This is a genomic window from Pseudooceanicola pacificus, from assembly GCF_009789075.1.
Classification (GTDB): domain Bacteria; phylum Pseudomonadota; class Alphaproteobacteria; order Rhodobacterales; family Rhodobacteraceae; genus Pseudooceanicola; species Pseudooceanicola pacificus.
Genome location: NZ_WNXQ01000003.1, coordinates 52574 through 75145, shown reverse-complemented (window position 1 = coordinate 75145; position 22572 = coordinate 52574). Strand labels below are relative to the sequence as shown.

The 22572-nt window shown below is 65.3% G+C and carries 24 protein-coding genes and 1 tRNA gene; 17 read left to right on the top strand and 8 right to left on the bottom strand.

The features are described 5' to 3' along the window. Positions 1–16: 16 nt before the first annotated feature. The gene (gene ectA / locus GLS40_RS06075; RefSeq protein ID WP_160381860.1) at positions 17–547 is read right to left on the bottom strand and encodes a diaminobutyrate acetyltransferase; all 531 of its coding nucleotides are present in this window, start codon (positions 545–547) and stop codon (positions 17–19) included. Positions 548–809: 262 nt separating this feature from the next. Here ectA and GLS40_RS06070 point away from each other — a divergent pair, with 262 nt between their 5' ends. From GLS40_RS06070 to GLS40_RS06045, 6 genes are all read left to right on the top strand, one after another. After that, positions 810–1286, top strand: a complete 477-nt coding sequence (locus GLS40_RS06070; RefSeq protein WP_160381859.1) for a MarR family winged helix-turn-helix transcriptional regulator — start codon at positions 810–812, stop codon at positions 1284–1286. A 30-nt stretch (positions 1287–1316) separates the two neighbouring features. Then, the gene (locus GLS40_RS06065) at positions 1317–4538 is read left to right on the top strand and encodes a chemotaxis protein CheB (protein WP_160381858.1); all 3222 of its coding nucleotides are present in this window, start codon (positions 1317–1319) and stop codon (positions 4536–4538) included. 74 nt (positions 4539–4612) lie between these two features. Next, a complete protein-coding gene (locus GLS40_RS06060; protein WP_160381857.1) occupies positions 4613–5503 on the top strand; it encodes a sensor histidine kinase in 891 nt (296 codons plus the stop codon). Continuing rightward, positions 5500–5943, top strand: a complete 444-nt coding sequence (locus GLS40_RS06055; protein WP_160381856.1) for a response regulator — start codon at positions 5500–5502, stop codon at positions 5941–5943. Before GLS40_RS06060 ends, GLS40_RS06055 begins: the two co-directional genes overlap by 4 nt. After that, complete coding sequence (locus GLS40_RS06050) at positions 5925–7490, top strand: sensor histidine kinase (RefSeq protein ID WP_160381855.1); 1566 nt, start codon at positions 5925–5927, stop codon at positions 7488–7490. Before GLS40_RS06055 ends, GLS40_RS06050 begins: the two co-directional genes overlap by 19 nt. Further along, positions 7487–7918 carry a response regulator gene (locus tag GLS40_RS06045; protein ID WP_160381854.1) on the top strand — a complete coding sequence of 144 codons (432 nt, stop codon included), beginning with the start codon at positions 7487–7489 and terminating at the stop codon, positions 7916–7918. The genes GLS40_RS06050 and GLS40_RS06045 overlap by 4 nt, the downstream gene beginning before the upstream one ends. Before the next feature lie 258 nt (positions 7919–8176). Here the strand turns inward: GLS40_RS06045 and GLS40_RS06040 are convergent, their stop codons facing one another. Together GLS40_RS06040 and GLS40_RS06035 are read right to left on the bottom strand one after the other, a co-directional pair. Beyond that, positions 8177–8794, bottom strand: a complete 618-nt coding sequence (locus GLS40_RS06040; protein ID WP_160381853.1) for a response regulator — start codon at positions 8792–8794, stop codon at positions 8177–8179. Between the two features lie 19 nt (positions 8795–8813). After that, a complete protein-coding gene (locus GLS40_RS06035) occupies positions 8814–9515 on the bottom strand; it encodes a response regulator (protein ID WP_160381852.1) in 702 nt (233 codons plus the stop codon). A gap of 250 nt (positions 9516–9765) precedes the next feature. On the opposite strand from GLS40_RS06035, the gene GLS40_RS06030 reads away from it, so the two are divergent. Genes GLS40_RS06030 through hisH form a run of 3 tightly spaced genes read left to right on the top strand, consistent with a single transcriptional unit; the run spans position 9766 to position 11869 of the window. Beyond that, positions 9766–10611, top strand: a complete 846-nt coding sequence (locus tag GLS40_RS06030; protein ID WP_160381851.1) for a sensor histidine kinase — start codon at positions 9766–9768, stop codon at positions 10609–10611. 27 nt (positions 10612–10638) lie between these two features. Then, positions 10639–11226: an imidazoleglycerol-phosphate dehydratase HisB gene (gene hisB / locus GLS40_RS06025; RefSeq protein ID WP_160381850.1), complete on the top strand. Its 588-nt coding sequence runs from the start codon at positions 10639–10641 to the stop codon at positions 11224–11226. 4 nt (positions 11227–11230) lie between these two features. Next, positions 11231–11869 (top strand): imidazole glycerol phosphate synthase subunit HisH, encoded by a 639-nt coding sequence (hisH, locus tag GLS40_RS06020; protein WP_160381849.1) that lies wholly within the window; start codon positions 11231–11233, stop codon positions 11867–11869. Between the two features lie 101 nt (positions 11870–11970). On the opposite strand, the gene GLS40_RS06015 is transcribed toward hisH, so the two are convergent. Continuing rightward, positions 11971–12354, bottom strand: a complete 384-nt coding sequence (locus tag GLS40_RS06015) for a DUF2147 domain-containing protein (RefSeq protein WP_160381848.1) — start codon at positions 12352–12354, stop codon at positions 11971–11973. Positions 12355–12471: 117 nt separating this feature from the next. On the opposite strand from GLS40_RS06015, the gene hisA reads away from it, so the two are divergent. The 3 genes from hisA to GLS40_RS06000 are packed head-to-tail and all read left to right on the top strand — an operon-like array spanning position 12472 to position 14280. Further along, the gene (gene hisA / locus GLS40_RS06010) at positions 12472–13194 is read left to right on the top strand and encodes a 1-(5-phosphoribosyl)-5-[(5-phosphoribosylamino)methylideneamino]imidazole-4-carboxamide isomerase (protein ID WP_160381847.1); all 723 of its coding nucleotides are present in this window, start codon (positions 12472–12474) and stop codon (positions 13192–13194) included. Positions 13195–13210: 16 nt separating this feature from the next. Next, positions 13211–13972 (top strand): imidazole glycerol phosphate synthase subunit HisF, encoded by a 762-nt coding sequence (gene hisF, locus GLS40_RS06005; protein WP_160381846.1) that lies wholly within the window; start codon positions 13211–13213, stop codon positions 13970–13972. Further along, positions 13969–14280, top strand: a complete 312-nt coding sequence (locus GLS40_RS06000) for a phosphoribosyl-ATP diphosphatase (protein ID WP_160381845.1) — start codon at positions 13969–13971, stop codon at positions 14278–14280. The genes hisF and GLS40_RS06000 overlap by 4 nt, the downstream gene beginning before the upstream one ends. Positions 14281–14287: 7 nt before the next feature. Here the strand turns inward: GLS40_RS06000 and GLS40_RS05995 are convergent, their stop codons facing one another. Together GLS40_RS05995 and GLS40_RS05990 are read right to left on the bottom strand one after the other, a co-directional pair. After that, the gene (locus tag GLS40_RS05995; protein WP_160381844.1) at positions 14288–14761 is read right to left on the bottom strand and encodes a CoA-binding protein; all 474 of its coding nucleotides are present in this window, start codon (positions 14759–14761) and stop codon (positions 14288–14290) included. A gap of 78 nt (positions 14762–14839) precedes the next feature. Continuing rightward, positions 14840–14923, bottom strand: a tRNA-Tyr gene (locus GLS40_RS05990). Positions 14924–15071: 148 nt separating this feature from the next. Between GLS40_RS05990 and rlmB the strand changes: the two genes are divergently transcribed. Then, a complete protein-coding gene (gene rlmB / locus GLS40_RS05985) occupies positions 15072–15854 on the top strand; it encodes a 23S rRNA (guanosine(2251)-2'-O)-methyltransferase RlmB (RefSeq protein ID WP_160381843.1) in 783 nt (260 codons plus the stop codon). Positions 15855–16058: 204 nt separating this feature from the next. Here rlmB and GLS40_RS05980 read toward each other — a convergent pair whose 3' ends face one another. Both GLS40_RS05980 and GLS40_RS05975 read right to left on the bottom strand, forming a co-directional pair. Beyond that, a complete protein-coding gene (locus GLS40_RS05980) occupies positions 16059–16718 on the bottom strand; it encodes a flavin reductase family protein (RefSeq protein WP_328598878.1) in 660 nt (219 codons plus the stop codon). After that, positions 16715–17401, bottom strand: a complete 687-nt coding sequence (locus GLS40_RS05975) for a GntR family transcriptional regulator (protein WP_160381842.1) — start codon at positions 17399–17401, stop codon at positions 16715–16717. Before GLS40_RS05975 ends, GLS40_RS05980 begins: the two co-directional genes overlap by 4 nt. A gap of 164 nt (positions 17402–17565) precedes the next feature. Between GLS40_RS05975 and GLS40_RS05970 the strand changes: the two genes are divergently transcribed. The 4 genes from GLS40_RS05970 to GLS40_RS05955 all read left to right on the top strand — a co-directional run bounded on the left by GLS40_RS05970 (position 17566) and on the right by GLS40_RS05955 (position 22555). Beyond that, the gene (locus GLS40_RS05970; protein WP_160381841.1) at positions 17566–19143 is read left to right on the top strand and encodes an ABC transporter substrate-binding protein; all 1578 of its coding nucleotides are present in this window, start codon (positions 17566–17568) and stop codon (positions 19141–19143) included. Between the two features lie 250 nt (positions 19144–19393). Beyond that, a complete protein-coding gene (locus tag GLS40_RS05965) occupies positions 19394–20383 on the top strand; it encodes an ABC transporter permease (protein WP_160381840.1) in 990 nt (329 codons plus the stop codon). Positions 20384–20399: 16 nt separating this feature from the next. Next, the gene (locus GLS40_RS05960) at positions 20400–21371 is read left to right on the top strand and encodes an ABC transporter permease (RefSeq protein ID WP_160381839.1); all 972 of its coding nucleotides are present in this window, start codon (positions 20400–20402) and stop codon (positions 21369–21371) included. Positions 21372–21373: 2 nt separating this feature from the next. Further along, positions 21374–22555 (top strand): amidohydrolase family protein, encoded by a 1182-nt coding sequence (locus tag GLS40_RS05955; RefSeq protein WP_160381838.1) that lies wholly within the window; start codon positions 21374–21376, stop codon positions 22553–22555. Positions 22556–22572 lie beyond the last annotated feature (17 nt).

Sequence of the window (22572 nt, the reverse complement as noted above, 5' to 3'; positions counted from 1 at the left end):
GGGGGCCCCGCCCTGCTCAGGCGGCCTGACGTGCAGGCTCTTCGAAGCGGATGGTGACCATGTGTTCGGTGGCGTGCTGGCCATCGAAATGGTCGTCGCGCTTGAAATGCGCTTCGCTGTCGAGCGTGCCACCCTGCTTTTTCGCAAAGCGGGTGAACAGCGCCCAAGAGGCATCGTTGTCCTTGGTAATCGTGGTCTGCAGGCGGGTCACGTCTTCGCAAGCGTCACGATCCAGCAGTTCCGACAGCATGCGGCCGCCAAGGCCGTGGCCGCGTGCCTTAGCGGACACCGCGACCTGCCACACGAAAACCGTCTCGGGCTCATCGGGACGGACATACCCGGAAACCCAGCCGACAACCTCGCCATCCATCTCGGCCAGGACACAGGTGTCGGCGAAATGATCGCACTGGATCAGGTTGCAGTACATCGAGTTCTCGTCCAGCGGCTTGCACGCGCGCACGAGGTCCCAAATGGCCGAACCGTCTTCTCCAACAGGCTTTCGCAGGGTCGGCCGGGGGCTACCCTTGATGGTTTTCACTGTCTGCACCGCCCTCGATGCCTCCTATTTTGCTTCGCTCAACTAAGTATAGGCTCCGCAGAAGATATTTCAACAGGCTAAGCAAAATGAAAACGCCAGCGCCAGTTTTGCCGCATCGCACGGCAGAAAACGCGATGATATGGGGAACATCGGAGCTTAGCTCCACAAACATTAACCTTATGTTAACGAATGAAGTATGGTTTGGTGAACAGTCTCCACCGTGCGAGGGACGCCCCCGCCCGGCTGGACCGACCAATTCCGGACACTGCCCATGGATCGTACAGATGTCAGCCTGATCGCCCTGCGCCGCATCCTGCGCGCGACGGAGCTGTACGGGCGAAGGCTGGCGAAAGAGGCCGGAATGACCGCGGTGCAGTTCCGCGTGATGCAGATCATCGCCGAAACCGGCCACGCGACGCCCACGGCGATTGCCAACCGCATGGGCGTGACCCAGGCCACCATGACCTCGCTGATCGACAAGCTGGTGGCCAAGGACATGGTGGAACGGAAGCGGTCGGAAAAGGACAGGCGCCAGACCAACGTCACAATAACCCCGCTGGGGCTTACCACCATCGACGAAGCGCCCGATCCCCTGCAGCAACGATATGTCAAGAAGTTCGAAGCCATGCAGGACTGGGAACAGGCGATGATCGTCGCCGCGCTGGAGCGGGTCGCCGCCATGCTGGACGCCGACGAAATCGACGCCTCGCCCGTTCTGGATATTGGCGACATAGGCAAGGCACACTAAAGACGTGCCATCGGGTGAAGGGGCAGAGTGATGAGGGACGACAAGGGCACCGCCTATGTGATCGGGATCGCCGCCTCGGCCGGCGGGCTGGAGGCCATCAGCGCCCTGGTGCAGTCCCTGCCGCATGAGACCGGGGCGAGCTATGTCATCGCCCAGCACATGTCGCCCTCGCACAAGAGCCTGATGTCGACGCTGGTGGCGCGCGAGACCCTTCTGCCCGTGCAGGAACTGGTCGAGGATGTCGTGCCCGAGCCCGACACGATCTATGTCACCCCGCCGAACAAGGACGTCACCTATCTGAACGGCAAGCTGTGCCTCAGCGAACCGGCGGGGCGGCAGGGCACGCCCAAGCCCTCGGCCGACCGGCTGTTCTATTCCCTGGCCGACGAGCTGGGCGAGAAATGCATCGCCATCGTCCTGTCGGGCACCGGCTCTGACGGGTCCTACGGCGTGCAGGCGGTGCGCGAGGCCGGCGGGATCACCATCGCGCAGGATCAGAGCACCGCGAAATACGACGGCATGCCCGCCTCGGCGGTGGAAACCGGCTGCATCGACCTGGTCCTGTCGCCCGAACAGATCGCGCAGCACCTGAAGAAGATCATGGCCAAGCCGCGCGACCTGAGCGCGCTGCAGAAGATCGGCGAGGAAAGCGGCGAACATACCGAGCTGCTGCAGATCCTGATGGCCCGCACCCAGGTCGATTTCCGCGAATACAAGGGCAACACCGTCCAGCGCCGCATCCAGCGCCGCATGGTCGCCCTGGGCATGAGCAGCTACGAGCAATATGTCGCCCATTGCCGCCAGTCCTCGGCCGAGATCGACGCGCTGTACAAGGATCTGCTGATCTCGGTCACGCGGTTCTTTCGCGATCCCAACCAGTTCGAACGCCTGGGGATCGAACTGCGCGCGATGATCGAGAACCACCCGCAGGACGAAACCCTGCGGGTCTGGGTTGCCGGCTGCGCCACCGGCGAAGAGGTCTATACCATCGCCATCCTGATCGCCGAAGCCTTTGGCGGGCTGAGCGAGCTGGAACCCTCCAAGGTCCAGATCTTTGCCACCGACATCGACGAAAGCGCCCTGCGCGTCGGGCGGCGCGGGGTCTACCCCGGCTCGGCGATCGAGGACATTCCGCCCCATCTGCTGGACCGCTATTTCGACCGGGACGAAACCAAGGTTTCGGTCAAGCCGGCATTGAAACAGCTGATCCTGTTCTCGCATCACAACGTGTTCCAGGATCCCCCGTTCATCAACATCGACCTGGTGTCGCTGCGCAATCTGCTGATCTATTTCAAACCCAAGCTGCAGGAACGGGTGCTGAACCGGGTGCATTACGCACTCAAGACCCGCGGCCTGCTGTTCCTGGGCACCTCGGAAACCATCGGCCCGATGCAGCTGGATTACGAGATCGTGTCGGACCGCAACCGCCTGTTCCGCAAGCGGTCGCTGGCGCGCAAGGGCGTGGCCAGCCGGATCAGCGAGTTCCAGCTGTCGGCCCCGCGCTGGCTGGGCGCAACCCGCACGGCGCACAAACCGACGCAGGGCGGCACCGACATCCACAAGGACATGTTCGAGGGGCTGGCCCGCTCCATCGGGTCGAATTCGATGCTGGTGACCGGGGCGCAGGACATCATCCGCGTCTTCGGCGACATCTCTCCCTTCATCGAGCTGCGCGAGAGCAGCCGCCTGGACCTGTCGCTGTCGCTGCTGCGCAGCCCGCTGCGGGACGAGGCGCCCTCGCTCTGCTCGGTGGCGCAGAAACGCCAGGAACGGCGGCGCGGCTCGCGCCACGAAATGCCCGGCGCGGATTACACCCATGTCTACCTTGAGGCCTTTCCCATCGCCCTGAGCGCCGAGAGCGAGCGGTACACCCTGCTGGCGATCCACAAGCTCAGCATCGACCCGGAAATCGAGTCCGGCGACAGCGAAGTCACCGACATGTCCCAGCTGCGCCAGCTGGAGGCCGATGTCGCCTCGACCCGCGAGGCGCTGCAGCAGACCATCGAAGAGCTGCAGACCTCGAACGAGGAACAGCAATCCCTGAACGAAGAGCTGCAATCGACCAACGAGGACCTGCAGGCCACGAACGAGGAACTGGAAACCTCGAACGAGGAACTGCAGAGCTCGAACGAGGAACTGCTGACGGTCAACGAAGAGCTGCAGATCAACGCCGCCGAACTGGAAGGCGTGCGCCGCGACCTCGAGTCGGTGCTGCAGACCGCGCCGCTGGCCATCCTGGTTATCGACAATGCGATGCAGATTTCCCGCTGCTCGGAACCCGCCCGGCGGATGTTCAGGATCACCGAGGGGCTGGAGCGGATGCACCTGTCGCAATGCGTGGTGCCCAAGGGCTTCCCCTCGCTCACCCAGATCGCAAGCGAGACCTTCTCTTCCCGCGAGCCACGCGCGATTCAGTTCGAATCCGAGAGCTCGCTCATCTCATTGAAATCCGTACCTTATTTCAACGAGGCGCGGGACCTGCGCGGCGTGACGATCGTGATCTCCGAGGTCGATACCGAAGAGATGATGATCAAGATGCAGATGGTCGAGGAGATGGAGCGGATCGGCCATTTCCGCCTGGATCTCGAAAACGACAAGCTCCACTGGTCGCCCGAGGTGTTCCAGATCCACGGCCTGACGCCCGAGGACGGCGTGCCCTCGCTGGATGACGCGATCAAGTTCTTCCACCCCGACGACCGGCCCCTGGTGCAGGAGGCGATCGAGACCTCGATGCGCACCGGCCAGCCCTACCAGCTGAACCTGCGCCTGAACCGCGCCGACGGGCGGATGGCCTATGTCGAGGCGCGCGGCACCGCCCAGTTCGACATCGAACGGCGGCCGCTGACCATCGTCGGCGTCTTTCGCGACATCGACCGCGAGATCACCCGCTCGATGCGGCTGGAGCAGTTCGAACATGCCCAGGCAGACCGCGGAATCGGCTTTTATTCCTACGATGTTGCCAACGAGACCCCGTATTGGAGCCCGAATCTCTTTCATATTCTGGGGATGGATCCCGACCGCGACCAGGCCAGCATCCAGGGCGCCGTCGACATGTTCCACCCCGAAGACCGCGAGATGGTGTCGAACTATGTTGCACGGGCGCTCAAGGACGGTCAGCCCTACAGCTACCGCGCCCGTCTGCAGCGCAAGGACGGCACCATCCTGCCCTGCAAGGGCAGCGGCCGGGTGCGGCGTTCGGACAGCGGCGACATCACCCATGTCTTTGGCCTGTTCTCGCTGATCGAGGACTGATCCCGGGGGGCTGCTCTCGCCGATTTACCCGGCCTTAACTCCCTCTGGCCTAGCCTGCAGGCCGGAGGTGTCTCATGCGGCAACACCATAAGATCGACCGGGTGGCAGGCACCTTTGGCACGGGCACGGGCACGGCCCTCGCCCCCACGGCCCCCGCCCCTACGGCCCCCGGCGATCCGCCGACCGACGGCGCCATCAGCTACGGCCTGGCCGATCATTTCCGCAACCAGGCGGAAACCGAGCTCAGCCAGCTCAGGCGTCTCCGGGAAGAGGCCCAGCAATTCGCCTATGCCATCGCCCATGACCTGAAATCCCCGGTCAACACGCTGCTGCTGCTGTTTGCGGAACTCGGGGAACATCATGCCGATCGCAACGACGCCACGGGGTCGGAACTGTCCGGCCATTGCATGGACACGCTGCACCGCATCAAGGATACGATCGAAACGCTTCTGGTGATGGCCACCCAGGACGCGCCCGCGCCCCGGCCCGCGGCAAACATGGTCGACCTCGCAGCCATCATGCGCGAGGTGCGCAACGACCTGGCCGCCGATATCCGGCGCACCGATGCCCGGATCGAGGGGGCGGATGACCTGCCCTGCGTGCCCGGCACCGCGCCGCAACTGCGGCTGGTGTTCCAGAACCTCGTCAGCAACGCGGTCAAGTTCCACCGCCCCGGGGTTGCCCCCCATGTCAGGCTGCGCTGCCGTGACCTGATGCCCCCCGACCTGGTCGCGATCGAGATTTCGGACAACGGGCGCGGCATTGCCTCTCCGTGGCGGCGCAGGATTTTCGACCCGCTGCAACGCGCGGCAGGGGTGAAGGACGTACCCGGCACCGGGCTTGGCCTGACGCTCTGCCAGCGGATCGTGAAACGCCACGGCGGCGAGATCGAGCTGCACTCGGTGCCGGGGGTCGGCTCGACCTTCACCGTCATCCTGCCCAGTGGCGCCGAGGATCTCTCGTGATATCCCCGCCGCTCCCGCATCCCGCATTCGCCACCGCCTATCTCGTCGATGACGAGGCGCTGGACCGCCGCATGTACGAACGCCTCCTCACCCGGCACGAACTCTGCCGCCAGGTCAGCAGCCATGCGACGGCGGAACCTCTCCTTGCCCTCTTCACCCGCGCCGAAACCGCGCCGGGACCGGACGACGCGATCTTCCTCGACGTGAACCTGCCCGGCATGAGCGGGATCGAATTCCTCGAAACCTGCGCGACGCTCCGCCCGGCGGCCCCGCCCCCGGTGTTCCTGATGCTGACCCAGGCCCTGACGGACCGCGACCGCCGCCGGGCCGAAATCACCGGGCTGGTCAGGGCCAGCCTGGACAAACCGCTGACCCGCACAGGCCTGATGCGCCTGACATCCGACCTGGCCGGAGGCATGCCATGTCACCTGGCCAGCTGAACCTGCCAGCGCCGCCCCCGGCGCCCGATCCGGCACGCGATCCGACCCGGGATCCGACATTGGCCGGCCTTGCGACCTATCGCCTGGCCCTCGACCTCTGCCCGATCCCGATGGCGCTGACCCGTCCCGACGGCATCATTGCCATGACCAACAGCGCGATGGATCACCTGTTCGATTTCGCGCCTGACGAACTGCCGGGCTGTTCGGTCGACAGGCTGGTACCCAGCTCGATCCGGGGCTCGCACCACATTCTGCGTGCGGCCTACAACAGGGTTCCGACAAAACGCGCGATGGGTCACGGCCGCGACCTGTTCGGCATCACCCGCAGGGGCCGCGAAATCGCCGTCGAGGTCGGCCTTGATGCCGTCGATATCGGAGAGGAGACCTGGACGCTCTGTTCCGTGATCGACATCAGCGAACGCAAGGCGAGCGAAAGCCGTCTGATGGCCGCGCTGAACGCCTCCGCCAGCGCGATGATCCTGGTGGACGGGACCGGCGCCATCCAGCTGGTCAACAATGCGGCCTGCGCCCTCTTCAGGGCCACGCACGATACCCTCGTCGGTCGCCCTGTCGAGGATCTGATCCCACGCGGGTCGCGGCAATCGCATGCGGTCTACCGCACCGGATATTTCACCAAAAGCACGCCGCGCCCGATGTGCTACGGGCGCACGATGATGGCATGCCGCCTGGACGGCACCGAGGTTCCTGTGGAAATCGGACTGGCCCCGATCATGGGCGCGCAGGGCCAGTGCGTGATGGCCACCATTTCCGACGTATCCGCACGTATCGCCCATGACGAAGAGATCTTTGAACGAACCGAGGCGTTGTCGGCCCTGAACGAGGAGCTGACGCAATTCGCCTACAGCACCAGCCACGACCTGAAGGCCCCGCTCAGCACGATCTCCGGACTACTGGAAATCGCGCTTGAGGACCTTGAAGCCGGAGAGCTTGACGAATGCCGCGCCACATTGCGCGACTCGCTCGATACCAGCCGCCGCTATTCCGCCAAGGTCGAGGCGATCTTTGCCCTCGCAAGCGCGGGGACGGCACCGGCCGAGGTCACCCGCATCGACGTTGCCGCGGAAATACGCGGGATCTGGGCCCGGCTGTCGGCGGGGACTGACCGCGCGTCGCTGTTCACTCTGGATTGCGACAGCGGTCCGGGCCTGCGGATCGCCGCGGCGCCATTTCGGATCATTGTCGAAAACCTGCTCTCCAATGCCCTGCGGTTCCGGCGTCCCGGCAATGCCGAGCACAGCGTGACAGTGACAGTGCGGACCGGCGCAGACGGGCTGGACATGCAGGTTGCCGACACGGGCACAGGGATATCCGAGGAAAACCTGCCAGGCATATTCGGCATGTTTCGCACCTATTCCCCGCAGAGCGGCCACGGAATCGGGCTGGCCCTGGTGGCCAAGCACATTCGCCTGTTGAACGGGCGCATCGACGCATTCAGCAGTCCTGACGGCAGCTCCTTCTCTGTCTGGCTACCCCTCGAACTTGACGCCTCCGAGCCCGGAACCCGCAATTCAGGAAACGCGCCATGATACCTGCCATCGTTGTCGATGACGTTGCCGCCGACCGATATATCGCACGCCGGCGACTTGCGAAGTCGCAAGCCTTCGCCCCGGTCGAGGAGAGCCCGGACGGTGCCTCATTCCTCGAACGGTTCTTTACCGACGGTGGCCTGACGGCAACCCTGTCTGGCGCACAGTCCCCATGTCTTGTTCTCATGGACATCAATATGCCCGGCATGAACGGCTTCGAGACGCTTGAGGAAATGCAGCGCCGTATCCACGCCCTGCCCGGCAAGGGGTCCGAAGTCCTGGTGATGATGTACACATCGTCAGACAATCCGCTGGACAAATCCCGGGCGGCCGACTTCCCGATTGTCAGACACTACATCGTGAAGCCCTTGAGCGACGCCTCCGTCGCGCAGATCATCGAGGAGTGTCGATCCGCGCGCCTGCATTGAACCAGGATTGAGGCGACTCGGCCCAAACCACGAGTCCCCCCAGATCATCTTGCACCGCACACGCCACCAGCATTGCGGAACTGCATCTCAAATTGGCGGAATGCGATGCTCCCGCCTCGGGGGCGAACCGCCACTGACCGTACCCTGGCGAAATCGGTTCCCAGAACCCTCGGCCAGGCTCACCATTCCAAGGTGCGGCTTAGAACCGGCCCATGTTCGATCCCATTCCGACGGGTTCAATTGAGCAAGACAAGTCAGTCAACTCAGGCGCGTGTCGAGGCCAGAGAGAACCTGCTCGATCTCGCGCAGCAGTTCCGACATGTCATCCGCGCTCGCGTGGCTCCCGCAGGACCGAACAGTACGCAGCAGCCTCAAGCCACGCGCTATGGAAGCCTTGTCATCGGTTCTGAACCCAGGCTGTACCGAATGGGTCGCGAGCGGGGAGTGCATCCGGATCCCTTTGCCCGTGGGCACCTTGAGCATCTTCAAATTCCGGGCCAGCGATTGCGCGGTCAGATCGTCCTTGTGCAGGAACGCAATCTCCTGACGGTCCAGTCCCTCCTCCTCCGGGAAATACTCGCCACTCAGAATCAGCACGGCAGCTTCCTGCTGCGGTTCAAGGGCCAATACCTCGCCATCGCCATCAGGGAGACTCCTGTCTGCAAGGATAAGGTCGAATTTCTCTCTGGCCAGGCAGTCGAACGCATCGGCCAAAGTTGCGCATTCGACGATGTCCGCTCCAGACAGGACTTCACGCAACGTATGACAGATCAGATATCGGTCAATCATGCTATCGTCGATCACCAGGCAATGCGCCCCGGACAGATCCGAGTGCCGGGCCGTGGGCAGTCGATTGAGCGCGGTGTTCACATGCATGGCAAATCCCTGTTGGATTTCAGTGTTTGAGCTTCTTGAAATCAAAACCCGCGTAATCGCTTGCGAGGATGTCATCCCAGGCCGCGCGGCCAACGCCCGGCTCCACCAGCCCGAGATTTTCCAGCTCCGCCCGAACGCGCGCTGTTTCCCGCGCCTCGACATGCAAAGGCAAAAGCTCCCGCAGCGCCTCGCGGATCACCTGGTGGATTTCCTGCCGATGCGTTTCCAGGTCCGCCCGGATGGTTTCGCGCGTGAATTCGGCGACGGCCCCCACTGACCGCAGCAGCAGGTCGCGTATCAGCCCGCTACCGATTTCGTCCTTGGTGACATAGTCGATGCAGCCCGATTTCATCGCCTGCACGGCCACATCGTGCCGCCCGGCGCCGGCAACCATGACAACGGGGCACCCCGCATTTGACGCACCGTTTTCGCGTAGCAGCTTGCAGGCTTGCAAGCCGTCCGCCTCTGGCATCAGGTAGTCGACGAAGATCAGGTCGAAACGTCGCGTGGCGAGCGCGCGCGCATAACCGTCGATGTCCTCGACCGCCTCGACAACAACGGGCAGGTCGGTCTGCCGGCATTGCCGTGCGATCCGTTCCGCGTCGAACCGCGAATCGTCGAGAACAAGAACGTTGATCGAGTCGGGACCCGCATGTGACGGAACACTCTGCATTGGCATGAATTTCCGTGCATCCGGCACGTCCACCATACGATCCGCCATATTCCGCCCTCCGATGGCTGGCCCTTCGAGTTCCCGGAAGACTTAAGGTCAGGACAGTAATCGGCCGGTTAACGCCGCCGCGGAGAAGATCGCTAATTTTCGAAAAATTTCCGACACCACGGCGCGGATGTTCAGAGCCTCTTAACCCCTCGCCGTCATGCTGGCCCTGTAGACGCGAGAATTGGACAAGACGGCACAAGCATTAGCCAGACGACAAAACTTTGGACAACGGTTCGACAGGTCGGGACGCATGGAACAGAAAGATGGCCAAAACGGCGTATCGGAACAGGAGTTTGAACAGCTCCTATATCAAATCACGCATGATCTGCGCGCCTGCTTCCGGGCAGTCCGCACGATTCCGGAATGGATAAGAGAGGACGCGAGGTCCGGCATCGCGGAGGAGACGCTTTCCGAGCATCTCGACATGCTGCTCACGCAGGCCGAGCGCGGGGATCAGATATTGCTGGATCTGCGCAGCTACTCCCGCATCGGGCGCATGTCGGAGTCTCCCGCACGACACCGGATCGACAGGCTGGTCTCCGCCGCCTGCGTGACGCTTGATTGGCCGGAGGACTTTTCCTGCACGCTTGAAGGCGGGGGGTTGGAGCTCTTCGGCCCGGAAGCCGACCTCGTGCAGATGTTTGCCGCGATCATCGGCAATTCGATCAAGCACCACGATCGGCCGACAGGCCAGGTGGACATCGTCGCGGCCCAAACACCGGAGGGCGTGACAATCTCGATCCAGGATGATGGGCCAGGTATCCCACCGCAATTCCACGACAAGGTCTTCGACCTGATGACGACCCTGCGGCCGCGCGATGTCTGCGAAGGCAGCGGAGTCGGCCTGGCCCTCGCCCGCAAGATCCTCCGATCGAATGGTGGCGGGATCCGCCTGGCAGAGGCCGACGGTGAACGCGGCACCACGGTCCAGATCCGCATGCCGGTGCCTGTCGCAAAGCCGGCAAATGCCGTCACACCGCCCCAGGACTCCGTCATGGCAGCCCTCCGTGCCGCCAACAGCCTGCAGGACGAAAGGGACCATGCGGCCTTGCCGCGCAAGGCAATGACTTGGCCATACGGGAAAGCCATCCTATAAGGGCCCGTCACCAAAGGCGGAGCCCTCATGCGCAAGGCCAGCATCACCCGGCAAACGGCCGAGACCGAGATCTCGGTCGAACTGAACATCGACGGAACCGGCAGCTACGACATGGCGACCGGCATCGGCTTTTTCGACCATATGCTCGACCAGCTGTCCCGCCATTCGCTGATCGACATGACCGTCCGGTGCAAGGGCGACACTCATATCGACGACCACCATTCGGTCGAGGATACCGGCATTGCCATCGGGCAGGCCCTGGCGCAAGCGCTTGGCGACAAACGCGGAATTCGGCGGTACGGCGAATGTCACCTGCCGATGGACGACGCCCTCGTGCGGGCCGCGCTGGACCTTTCGGGGCGGCCCTATCTCGGCTGGAACCTCGAGATTCCGACCCAGAAGATCGGGACCTTCGACACCGAACTGGTGCGCGAGTTCTTCCAGGCGCTCAGCACCCACGGCGGGATCACCCTGCACCTGGACGCCCTGCGCGGGATCAACAGTCACCACGTGGTCGAAGCGGCTTTCAAAGCCGTGGCGCGGGCCCTGCGCGACGCGGTCGAGACCGATCCGCGCAAGGCCGATGCCATCCCCTCGACCAAGGGCGCACTCTGATCCCATGCTGACCGTCCTGATCGACTATGAAAGCGGGAACCTGCATTCCGCGGAGAAAGCCTTTCAGCGCATGGCGCGCGAGGCCGGGGCGGGCGAGGTCATCGTCTCGGACAGGGCCGAGGACGTGGCCCGCGCCGACCGCATCGTGCTGCCCGGCGACGGGGCCTTTCCCGCCTGTTGCGACGCGCTCAAGGGCCGCGAGAACCTGTTCGAGGCGCTGAAGGAGGCCGTCGAACATGGCGGCCGCCCCTTCATGGGCATCTGCGTGGGCATGCAGATGATGGCCGGCATCGGCCGCGAATACCGCGATACCGAGGGGCTGGGCTGGATCGAGGGCGAGGTGGTTGCCATCGCACCCGAGGACCCCGCGCTGAAGGTCCCGCATATGGGCTGGAACGACCTGGTGATCGACCGGCCGCACCCGGTGCTGGAGGGGGTCGCAACGGGCGATCACGCCTATTTCGTGCATTCCTACCACATGCGCGTGACCGATCCCGCCACGCTGCTGGCCCATGCGGATTACGGTCAGCCGATCACCGCCATCGTGGGACGCGACACCATGATCGGCACCCAGTTCCACCCGGAAAAGAGCCAGAAGACCGGGCTGCGGCTGATCTCGAACTTCCTGACCTGGGCGCCCTGAGCCGCGATACCCGGGACCACAGCCGCGATACCCGGAGACCCGAGACCCGAGACCCGAGACCCGAGACCCGAGACCCGAGACCCGAGACAGGGCATCCCCGGCTATTGCACCCGCGTCCAGTTCTGCCCCAGGCAGATCGGCCCGATGCAGCCCGACACCTTCAGGCTGTTGCCGCTCATCTTCATCTTGGACCGGTAGACCTTGTCGTTGGACGGGCGCCAGATCTTGCCGTCGCCATAGGCGCCGCCGCCCTCGGGCATCATGTCCCAGACGATCTGGCGGCCGATCACCTCGCTCTTGAACTCGCCATCCGCGTTGAAGGTGCGCGAGATCACACCGCAGATCCTGGCCCCGCAGGCCGAAACGTCGATGATGGCATAGTTCCCGTCGTCGACCTCGGTCTTCCACAGCCCCTCGACCGGGTCGGCCGCGGCCATCCCGGCCCCCAGCACCAGTGCCGTCACAACGGCGGTCATGAAACGCATCGCTTTCTCCCTTTGCCAGCGGGGACTGTCCATGCGAATCCCCTGCCCCGCAAGCACGATTGCAAATGCCGCCCCCCCGTGCCAAGTCAGGCCCGACCTGCCGGAACGGAGCTGCCCATGATCCTCTACCCCGCCATCGACCTGAAGGATGGCAATGCCGTGCGCCTGCTGCATGGCGACATGGACAAGGCCACCGTGTTCAACGACGACCCGGCCGCGCAGGCCCGCGCCTTTGTCGCGGCCGGCTGCGAATGGCTGCACCTGGTCGATCTGAACGGCGCCTTTGCCGGCGCCCCGGTGAACGCCGCGGCGGTCGAGGCGATCCTGGCCGCCTGCAAGGTGCCCGCGCAGCTCGGCGGCGGCATCCGCGACATGGCCACGATCGAGACCTGGCTGGACAAGGGCCTGACCCGCGTCATCCTGGGCACCGTCGCCATCGAGAACCCCGACCTGGTGCGCGAGGCCGCCCGCGCCTTTCCCGGCCATGTCGCCGTAGGAATCGACGCGCGCAACGGCCGCGTCGCCACCCGGGGCTGGGCCACCGAGACCGACGTGATGGTCACCGACCTGGCGCGCTCCTTCGAGGATGCCGGCGTCGCCGCGATCATCTATACCGACATCAACCGCGACGGCGCGATGCAGGGGCCGAACGTGCCGGCAACCGCCGCGCTGGCCAATGCGGTGTCGATCCCGGTCATCGCCTCGGGCGGGGTTTCGTCGCTGAAGGATCTGGTGGCGCTGCGCGACTGCGGCGCGCCGTTGAACGGGGCGATCTCGGGCCGCGCGCTCTATGACGGGGCGCTGGACCTGAAGGCGGCGATGCAGGCCCTGGCGGCCTGAGCGGAAGGGGACGGAGATGCTGAAGACCCGGATCATCCCCTGCCTGGACGTGGCCGATGGCCGCGTGGTCAAGGGCGTCAACTTCGTCGACCTGCGCGATGCGGGCGACCCGGTGGATGCCGCGCGCGCCTATGATGCCGCCGGGGCGGACGAGCTGTGTTTCCTCGACATCCACGCCACCCACGAGAATCGCGGCACCATGTTCGACGTGGTCACCCGCACGGCCGAGGCCTGCTATATCCCGCTGACCGTGGGCGGCGGGGTCCGCACCGTGCAGGACGTGCGCAACCTGCTGCTGGCGGGGGCCGACAAGGTCAGTTTCAACTCTGCCGCCGTCGCCGATCCCGATGTGGTCGCCGCCGCCGCCGATCACTTCGGCTCGCAATGCATCGTGGTCGCCATCGACGCCAAGACGGTAGAGCCCGGCCGGTGGGAGATCTTCACCCACGGCGGGCGCAAGCCCACGGGCATCGACGCGGTGGACTTCGCCCGCCTTGTCACCGAAAAGGGCGCCGGGGAAATCCTGCTGACCTCGATGGACCGTGACGGCACGCGGGCCGGGTTCAACCTGCCGCTGACCCGCGCGATTGCCGATGCGGTGCCGGTGCCGGTGATCGCCAGCGGCGGTGTCGGGACGCTGGATCACCTGGTCGAGGGCGTGACCGAGGGGCATGCCTCGGCCGTGCTGGCCGCCTCGATCTTTCACTTCGGCGATTATTCCATCGCCGAGGCCAAGGCCCATATGGCCGCCGCCGGCATCCCGATGAGGCTGACATGAGCACGCTCGAAACCCTCGCCGCCACCATCGCCGCCCGCAAGGGCGCCGACCCGGACACCAGCTGGACCGCCAAGCTGCTGTCGCGCGGCCCCGAGAAATGTGCCGAGAAGTTCGGCGAAGAGGCGGTGGAGGCCATCATCGAGGCGGTGAAGGGCGACCGCGCCCGCCTGACCTCCGAGGCGGCGGATGTGCTCTATCACCTGCTTGTCATGCTGGCCGCGCGCGACGTGACGCTGGACGACGTGCTGGCCGAACTGGCCCGGCGCGAGGGCACCTCGGGCGTGGCGGAAAAGGCGGGCCGGGGCTGACCCTGCCCTAGAGCTTTGACGAGATCACGCCGGTATTGAACCCGCCCATGCGCAGCTCGCCGAACAGGCGCTGGTATTCGATCTTAGGGCAGCGGTTCATCACCACATCCACCCCCCGTGCCCGGGCCGTTTCGGCCGCCTCCGGGTTTTCCACCCCGATCTGCATCCAGATCGTCCTGAGCCCCGGCACATGCTCCAGCGCGGCGTCGACGATGGGCGGCACATGTTCCGAGCGGCGGAAGATGTCGACCATGTCGACCGGGGCGTTCAGCTCGGTCAGATCGGCGCGCACCGTCTCGCCGAACAGGGTCGTGCCGGCATGGCCCGGGTTGACTGGGATCACGCGAATGCCCTTGAGCTTGAGATAGCGCGCGACAAAATAGCTGGGCCGCACCGGATTGGGCGACACGCCCACCACGGCCACGCAGCGGGTGCGCTGCAGGATGCGTCTCAGCTGGGCGTCGGTATAGGTTTCGCTCATGCGCTCACCTTAACCGGGGCGCGGGCAACGGCAAGGGAATTGCCCAGCGAATCCGGTGTCATGCGTGGAAGGGGGGAGTGGTGGGCGACCCTGGAATCGAACCAGGCATGGGTCTCCCCGGCGGAGTTACAGTCCGCTGCCGCACCTTGCAGCTCGTCGCCCGAAACGCGCGCCGGAAACCGGGTCGCGGATCGTGAGGGGGTGATTACTCGGGGGGCCCGGAAGCGTCAACAGGAAATTCCCCGGACTTGCGCCGGGACCGCCGCGATGCCACAGACACCCATGCGCGGCGCGGAACGGGTGACGGATCATGAAGAAACCGAAGTGGGTGGTCGAGAAGGAACAGGCGAAAAAGGCCTCGGCGGCCGAGACGGTCTGGCTCTTCGGCCTGCATGCCGTGCGCGATGCGCTGCTGAACCCCGAGCGCGAGAAACTGCGCCTGATCCTGACGCGCAACGCCGCCGACCGGCTGGGCGATGCGCTGGAACAGGGCGGGATCGAACCCGAGATGGCCGACCCGCGCAAATTCCCCGCCCCGCTGGACCCCGGTTCGGTCCACCAGGGCGCGGCGCTTGAGGTCAAGCCGCTGGACTGGGGCAGCGTGGCCGACCGCTGCCTGGGCCGCGAGGGAGAGCCGCCGCGCGTGGTGTTGCTGGACCGCGTGACCGATCCGCACAACGTGGGCGCCATCCTGCGCTCGGCCGAGGTCTTTGGCGCGCTGGCGGTGATCGGCATGCGCCACCACGCGGCGCCCGAGACCGGCGCCCTGGCCAAGACCGCCAGCGGCGCGATGGAACGCCAGCCCTACCTGCGGGTGCGCAACCTGGCCGACACGATCACCGAGCTTCAGGGGATGGGCTATCTGGTCCTGGGCCTCGACGGCGAGGCGGAGCAGAGCATCGAGGCCGCCGTCGAGGGCCGCCGCGACCGCCCCGTGGCGCTGGTGCTGGGGGCCGAGGGGCCGGGACTGCGGGAGAAGACGAAAGAGACCTGCGATGCCCTGGTCAGGATCGACTATGCGGGCAGCTTCGGCTCTCTCAACGTGTCGAACGCGGCGGCTGTGGCGCTTTACGCGGTGCGCCCGGCGGGCTGAGGGGGCGCCGGCCTGCGTCACACGCGACGTTCACGTTCCTATTACAAGTCCTTACTAGGCTCGTGGGCGTTACCTAAATGATACACCGAGACGTCGAAACGGAACTTCGGCGTTTCCTTTCACTGTCCCTCGTTCCGTGACTGCGCCCGGTGCAACCGGGCGCTTTTTTTTCCGCGCCCCCTGCCCCGGCCCAGGGCCTGCGACCTAGTCGCCCGAGGCCGCGCGTTTGCCCCGCATCGCCATCACCTCGGCCACCGAGGGGGTGGGCAGGTCGAAATAATCCAGCGTCCCGGCATAGCCGTTGCCGCCCATCCGCCCGATGGCATCCAGCCGGGCGTGGTCGGAATAATAGGTGTTCAGGTCGATCACGTCCTCGCGCACATGGGCCATGACGATTCGGCCCAGCACGATCTCGCGCGCAGAACTGACCTGGATCCCCACGTAGCGGCGGCATTCGAAGGCGACAGGCGCCTCGGCGATGCGCGGACAGGGCACCTGCACGCCCGGCGCGGCGGTCAGGCCCGCCATCTCCAGCTCGTCCACCTCGGCGTCGAAATTGGCCGCCGTCACCGACATCGGGCCCGCATTGGCGCGGTCGACGATGTTGACGGTGAAGCATTCCGTCATCCGGATGTTCTGCACCGTGTCCTTGAAGGTCCGGTCGGGCCGGTTTTCGACCCCCAGAGCCAGGATCGGTGGATCGGCGGAGAGGCAGTTGAAAAAGGAATAGGGCGCGGCATTCACCACCCCGTCGGCCGAAATCGTGGTGACCCAGGCGATCGGGCGCGGCACGATGGTGCCGATCATGACCTTGTAGGCCTCGCGCGGGGTCAGATCGTCGAAATTCAGCGCGTGATGGGTCACGAGGCGAGCTCCTTGCCATAGCGCGACAGGATCGACTGCACGCTGTCGGGTTTCTTTTCCAGCTCCGCCCGCCCGGCAACGGCGCCGAGGTGGTGTTCCATGATCCGTGTGGCGCGGCCGGTGTCGCCGTCGCGGATCGCGGCGATGATCTGCGAATGCTCGTCCACCGCGCAGTCCGAGGAATGCGATTTCGCATACATCGCCATGATCAGCGAACAGCGCAGAACCACCTCGCTGACATAGCGCGCCAGCACATGGTTGCCGGTCAGCTCGGCCAGCAGGACGTGGAATTCCCCGGCCAGGCGAATCGACACCGGACCGTCCTTGCCCTGCACCGTCTGCTCGCTGCGCACATGCGCAGCCAGGCGGTCGTAACCGTCCGACGGCATGCGCTCGACCAGCAGGCGGATCACCTCGGTTTCCAGGCAGCGGCGCACCTCGAAGACATGCTTGGCCTCTTCCAGCGAGGGTTCGGCGACAAAGGCGCCGCGGTTGCGGCGGGTGACCACGAGCCCCTCGTTTTCAAGGCGCACAAGCGCATGGCGCACGATGGTCCGGCTGACGCCGAACTGGTCGCCCACGGTGTCCTCGGGCAGCCGCATGCCCGGTTTCAGCGCCTGTTCGATGATCGCGCGGCGCAGCAGGTTGTGCACCGCGTCTGTCAGGGTCGTCTTTTCGCTCATGGGATCGGGCATCTTGTTCATTTCGTTTGCACTCGCATAGCGTATCCAGATCTTCAGGTCAATTGGATACAATCTTGTTGCATTTGAAATCCGAATCTCTCATCAAGAGAGCATCGTATCCAATCTTGACGATTCTCTGATACAATCCACGAGGGACACCCGACATGAAACTCAGACAGATCCTGCTTGCCTCGGCTGCGGCCGCGGTGCTGGCCGGCGCGGCCCAGGCCGAGAACGTCCTGAAATGGGGCGCCAACCGCGACATCGGCTCGCTCGACCCCTATTCCTATGGCGACAGCTTCACCATCAACGTGCTCAACCACGTCTACGAGGGGCTGGTGCGCTACAACGAGGACCTGAAGATCGAGCCGGCGCTGGCCACCTCGTGGGAAATCCTCGACGATCAGGTCACCTGGCGGTTCCACCTGCGCGAGGGCGTGACCTTCCACAACGGCAACCCCTTCACCGCCGATGACGTGCAGGCCTCGCTGACCCGGGTCAGCGACAAGACCTCGCCGCTCAAGGGCAACCTGCCGGCCTATGTCAGCTCGACCGTGGTGGATGACCACACCATCGACATTAAGCTGAACGGCACCTATCCGCTGCTGCTCAATGATCTGACAAACATCCATATTTTCGACAAGGAATGGATGACCGAGCATGACGCGCTACTGCCGACCGACATCGGCGCGGGGGTCGAGGGCTATGCCACCTACAATGCCAACGGCACCGGGCCGTTCATCGTGGAAAGCCGCCAGCCCGACGCCAAGACCGTCTTCGTGGTGAACCCCGACTGGTGGGACACGCCGCGCCACAACATCGACCGGATCGAACTGACGCCGGTGACCTCTCCGGCGACCCGCGTGGCGGCGCTGCTGTCGGGCGAGATCAACTTCACCAATGACGCGCCGGTGCAGGACCTTCCGCGCCTGGCCGCCGCGCCCGGGGTGAACGTGCTGGAAGGAGTCGACCTGCGCACCGTGATGATCGGCTTCCCCTTCCGCGAGACGCTGGTGTCGGGCGAGCCGAACCCCTTTGCCGACGTGAAGGTGCGCGAGGCGCTCTACAAGGCGATCGACCTGGACCTGATCCATCAGAAGGTGATGCGCGGCAAGAGCCGGATCGCCGGCGCCACCGTCGCCCCGCCGATCCCCGGCTATTCCGAGGAACTGGATACGGTTCCCGGATACGATCCCGAGGCCGCCAAGGCGCTGCTGGCCGGGGCCGGCGTGCCCGAGGGCCTGGTCTTCGACTTCAGCTGCGTCAGCGACGGGCTGGTGAACGAGGAGCAGTTCTGCCAGGCCATCGCCTCGATGTGGGCGCGCATCGGGCTGGCACCCAAGCTGGATGTGGCGCCCCGCGCGGTGCAGACCCCCAAGCGGACCAGTGGCAAGACCGACGTCTACACCCTGGGCTGGGCCACCCTGCCGATGCTGGACGCCTATTCGCCGCTGCTGCAGATCTTTCACACCAAGGAAGGCAATTCGGGCGTGTTCAACTGGGGCGGCTGGTCCTTTCCCGAGCTTGACGCGCTGATCGACGCGGCCGGATCCGAGCTGGACACCGACAAGCGGCTGGCGCTGGAGACCGAGGCGCTTGGCATCGTGAAGACGGAGCACATCATGATCCCGCTGCACCAGCAGCCGATGGCCTGGGCAGTGACGGAGGACGTCACCGAGATGCCGCTCTTCCCCGACAACAAGCCGCGGCTCTGGTACGCGCGCATCGGCTCGGGCAGCTGAGCCACCCGTCGGATCGCAGCCGCGACCCGGCGGTCCGGAGAGGACGGTCGGATCGCTGGCGCGATCCGGTGAATTCAAAAAAGATGGTCGGATCGCTGGCGCGATCCGACCGGGGCGGGGGGCGCTGCCCCCCGCACCCCCCGGAGTATTTTCGACGAGATGAAGGGATCGGGTGATCCTTTTGGATCGGGGGGAGCTCCAACGGATGCGGGGTGGCCCGTGTCCGGGTTCAGCCAGACAGGAGAGAGCGATGCTCGCCTTCCTCATCAAGCGCACTGCCAACGCCGCCTTCGTGATGCTGGCCGTGGCCTTCCTCGCCTTCGTGATCTTCCGGTTCTTCGGCGATCCGGTGGAGATGATGGTCAACGAGCAGGCGACCCAGGCCGACCGCGCCGAGCTGCGCGAGAGGCTGGGACTGAACGACGGCTTTGCCACGCAATATGCCCGGTTCGTGACCAATGCGGTGCAGGGCGATTTCGGGATTTCCTATCGCAATCAGCAGGATGTGATGGTTCTGATCGGCGAGCGATTCCCGGCGACCTTCGAGCTGGTGCTGGTGGCGACGGCGATCTCGCTGGTCGTGGGCATCCCGCTGGGGGTGATCACGGCGATCCACCGGAATTCGCGGCTGGCCAATGCGCTGCAGCTCGGCTCGATCGTCGGGGTCTCGCTGCCCAGTTTCGTGGTCGGGATCATGCTGATCCTCGCGTTTTCGGTGAACCTGGGCTGGCTGCCCGCCTTTGGCCGGGGCGAGACGGTGGACATCGGCTGGTGGTCGACCGGGCTGCTGACGCCATCCGGGCGGGCGGCGCTGGTGCTGCCGGCGATCTCGCTCTCGACCTTTCAGATCACGCTGGTGATGCGGCTGGTGCGGGCCGAGATGCTGGAGACCCTGCGCACCGATTACGTGAAATTCGCCCGCGCCCGGGGCATCCCGGTGGCCCGGGTGCACTGGCGCCATGCCCTGCGCAACTGCCTGATGCCGGTGGTGACCCTGACCGGCATGCAGATCGGCAACCTGATCGCCTTCGCCCTGGTGACCGAAACCGTGTTCCAGTGGCCGGGCATGGGGCTGCTCTTCATCCAGGCGGTGACCTTTGTCGATATCCCGGTGATGGCCGCCTATCTGATGCTCGTATCCTTCATCTTCGTCGTGCTGAACACCCTGGTGGACGTGACCTATGCCTGGGTCGATCCCCGCCTGCGCGACGATGCGGCGCGTGCCGGCGCCAATGGCTGATCCTTCGGAGACCGAGATGACCGATTTCGCCGACAAGACCCTGACGCCGCCGATCGCGGCCCCCCGGCCCGCCCGGCCCTCGCGCCTGGCGCGGTGGCGCGAGAGCGACCTGTGGCATTCCTTCAGCACGCATCCCAGCGCGATCTTTGCGGTCTGCCTGCTGGCGCTGGTGGCGCTGACGGCGCTCCTGGCGCCCTGGATCACCCCGCAGGATCCCTATGACCTGGCGGCGCTGGAGCTGTGGAATGCCGAAATCCCGCCGCTCTGGACGCCCGGCGGGCAGGCGCCCTATGTGCTGGGCACCGACACCCAGGGCCGGGACATCCTGTCGGCGATCCTCTACGGGTCGCGGATCTCGCTGGTGATCGGCTTCTCGTCGGTGCTGCTGGCGCTGTCGGTGGGGCTGTCGCTGGGGCTGGTCGCGGGCTATTTCGGCGGCTGGATCGACAATGTGATCATGCGGGTCGGCGATGTGCTGCTGTCGATGCCCTTCATCCTGATCGCGATCCTGATCACCGCCATGGCCACCGCCGCCCTGCCCCCGGCGCTGAAGGACGTGCTGGCCGCGCCGATCCTGATCTTTGCCATCGCCGTGCCCTCCTGGGTGCAATATGCCCGCACCGTGCGAGCCAGCGCGATGGTCGAGCGCAAGAAGGAATACGTGCAGGCCGCCCGGCTGATCCGGGTCAAGGCCTGGCGGATCATGCTGCACCACATCCTGCCCAACTGCCTGACGCCGATCATGGTGGCGGCGACGCTGAACTTCGGCCTGGCGATCCTGAGCGAGGCGACGCTGTCGTTCCTCGGCGTGGGGATGCCGCCGGACCAGCCCTCGCTGGGGACGCTGATCCGGATCGGCAACCAGTACCTGTTTTCCGGGCTCTGGTGGATCGTCGTCTTTCCGGCGGTGCAGCTGTGCCTGATCGTGCTGTCGGTCAACATGATCGGCGACTGGCTGCGCGATGCCCTCAATCCCAAACTGAGATGACAATGACTGACCTGATCCTGAAGAATGTCCGCCCGATGGGCGGTGCCCTCACCGACCTGGCCATCCACGACCGAATTTTCGTCGAAAATTCGGACCCCGCGGCCGAGGTGATCGACTGCGGCGGCCGCATCCTGATCCCCGGGCTGGTCGAGGCGCATACCCATCTCGACAAGTCCCTGCTGGGCCTGCCCTGGTACCGCAACGAGGTCGGCCCGCGGCTGATCGACAAGATCACCAACGAGCGTGAGGTGAAGGTCTCGCTGGGGCTCGACCCGCAGGTGCAGTCGGAGCGGCAGGCGATCCTGTCGGTCTCGCATGGCACCACCCATATCCGTAGCCATGTCGATGTCGACACCCATCACGGGCTGGCCGGGATCGAAGGTGTGATGGCCACCCGCGAAAAGCTGGCCGGGATCGTGGATATCGAGATCGTCGCCTTTCCGCAGTCCTCGATGATGCCGCGCCCGGGCACGGTCGAGCTGATGGACGAAGCGCTGGCGCTTGGCGCCGACGTGGTCGGAGGGATCGACCCCTGCGGCATCGAGCGCGACCCCAAGGGGCATCTCGACGCCGTCTTCCGCCTGGCCGAGAAGCACGGCAAGCCGATCGACATCCATCTGCACGAGCGCGACGCCATGGGCGGCTTCTCGATGGAGGAGATCATCGCCCGGACCCGCGCCCACGGGATGCAGGGCAAGGTGGCGATCAGCCATGCCTTCTGCCTGGGCAGCCCCGACCGCGCCTATGTGGCCGACCTGCAGGCGCAGCTGGCCGACGAACGGATCCACATCCTGACCACCGCCCCCGCCTCGGCCCCCGTGCCGCTGGTGCGGGAACTGAGGGCCGCCGGCATCCTGACCGGCGCCGGGTCGGATGGCATCCGCGACACCTGGGGCCCCTATGGCAATGCCGACATGCTGGAGCGCGCCATGTTCATCGGCCTGCGCAACAACCTGCGCCGCGACGACGAGGTGGAGCTGGCGCTCGACATCTGCACATATGGCGGGGCCGCGATCATGGAGGCCGAAGGCTACGGGCTTGGGCTCGGCTGCCGCGCCGACTGCGTGCTGGTCGAGGGCGAGACCCTGGCCGAAGCCGTCGCCCTGCGCGCGAAACGCAAGCTGGTGCTGAAGGGCGGCCGCGTCGTGGCCCGTGACGGCGCCTGCATCCTCGAAGCCCCCTGAGCCCGGATCGGACCCCG

Bases quoted from the DNA above. Each gene is read 5' to 3' on its own strand.
- GLS40_RS06000 (WP_160381845.1), top strand. From the start codon at position 13,969: ATGAGCACGCTCGAAACCCTCGCCGCCACCATCGCCGCCCGCAAGGGC.
- GLS40_RS06070 (WP_160381859.1), top strand. From the start codon at position 810: ATGGATCGTACAGATGTCAGCCTGATCGCCCTGCGCCGCATCCTGCGC.
- GLS40_RS06035 (WP_160381852.1), bottom strand. From the start codon at position 9,515: ATGGCGGATCGTATGGTGGACGTGCCGGATGCACGGAAATTCATGCCA.
- hisA (WP_160381847.1), top strand. From the start codon at position 12,472: ATGATCCTCTACCCCGCCATCGACCTGAAGGATGGCAATGCCGTGCGC.
- GLS40_RS05995 (WP_160381844.1), bottom strand. From the start codon at position 14,761: ATGAGCGAAACCTATACCGACGCCCAGCTGAGACGCATCCTGCAGCGC.
- GLS40_RS05975 (WP_160381842.1), bottom strand. From the start codon at position 17,401: ATGAGCGAAAAGACGACCCTGACAGACGCGGTGCACAACCTGCTGCGC.
- GLS40_RS06015 (WP_160381848.1), bottom strand. From the start codon at position 12,354: ATGCGTTTCATGACCGCCGTTGTGACGGCACTGGTGCTGGGGGCCGGG.
- hisF (WP_160381846.1), top strand. From the start codon at position 13,211: ATGCTGAAGACCCGGATCATCCCCTGCCTGGACGTGGCCGATGGCCGC.
- hisH (WP_160381849.1), top strand. From the start codon at position 11,231: ATGCTGACCGTCCTGATCGACTATGAAAGCGGGAACCTGCATTCCGCG.
- GLS40_RS05970 (WP_160381841.1), top strand. From the start codon at position 17,566: ATGAAACTCAGACAGATCCTGCTTGCCTCGGCTGCGGCCGCGGTGCTG.
- rlmB (WP_160381843.1), top strand. From the start codon at position 15,072: ATGAAGAAACCGAAGTGGGTGGTCGAGAAGGAACAGGCGAAAAAGGCC.
- GLS40_RS06040 (WP_160381853.1), bottom strand. From the start codon at position 8,794: ATGCATGTGAACACCGCGCTCAATCGACTGCCCACGGCCCGGCACTCG.
- GLS40_RS06030 (WP_160381851.1), top strand. From the start codon at position 9,766: ATGGAACAGAAAGATGGCCAAAACGGCGTATCGGAACAGGAGTTTGAA.
- GLS40_RS06050 (WP_160381855.1), top strand. From the start codon at position 5,925: ATGTCACCTGGCCAGCTGAACCTGCCAGCGCCGCCCCCGGCGCCCGAT.
- GLS40_RS05960 (WP_160381839.1), top strand. From the start codon at position 20,400: ATGACCGATTTCGCCGACAAGACCCTGACGCCGCCGATCGCGGCCCCC.
- GLS40_RS06060 (WP_160381857.1), top strand. From the start codon at position 4,613: ATGCGGCAACACCATAAGATCGACCGGGTGGCAGGCACCTTTGGCACG.
- GLS40_RS06045 (WP_160381854.1), top strand. From the start codon at position 7,487: ATGATACCTGCCATCGTTGTCGATGACGTTGCCGCCGACCGATATATC.
- GLS40_RS06065 (WP_160381858.1), top strand. From the start codon at position 1,317: ATGAGGGACGACAAGGGCACCGCCTATGTGATCGGGATCGCCGCCTCG.
- GLS40_RS05965 (WP_160381840.1), top strand. From the start codon at position 19,394: ATGCTCGCCTTCCTCATCAAGCGCACTGCCAACGCCGCCTTCGTGATG.
- GLS40_RS05955 (WP_160381838.1), top strand. From the start codon at position 21,374: ATGACTGACCTGATCCTGAAGAATGTCCGCCCGATGGGCGGTGCCCTC.
- hisB (WP_160381850.1), top strand. From the start codon at position 10,639: ATGCGCAAGGCCAGCATCACCCGGCAAACGGCCGAGACCGAGATCTCG.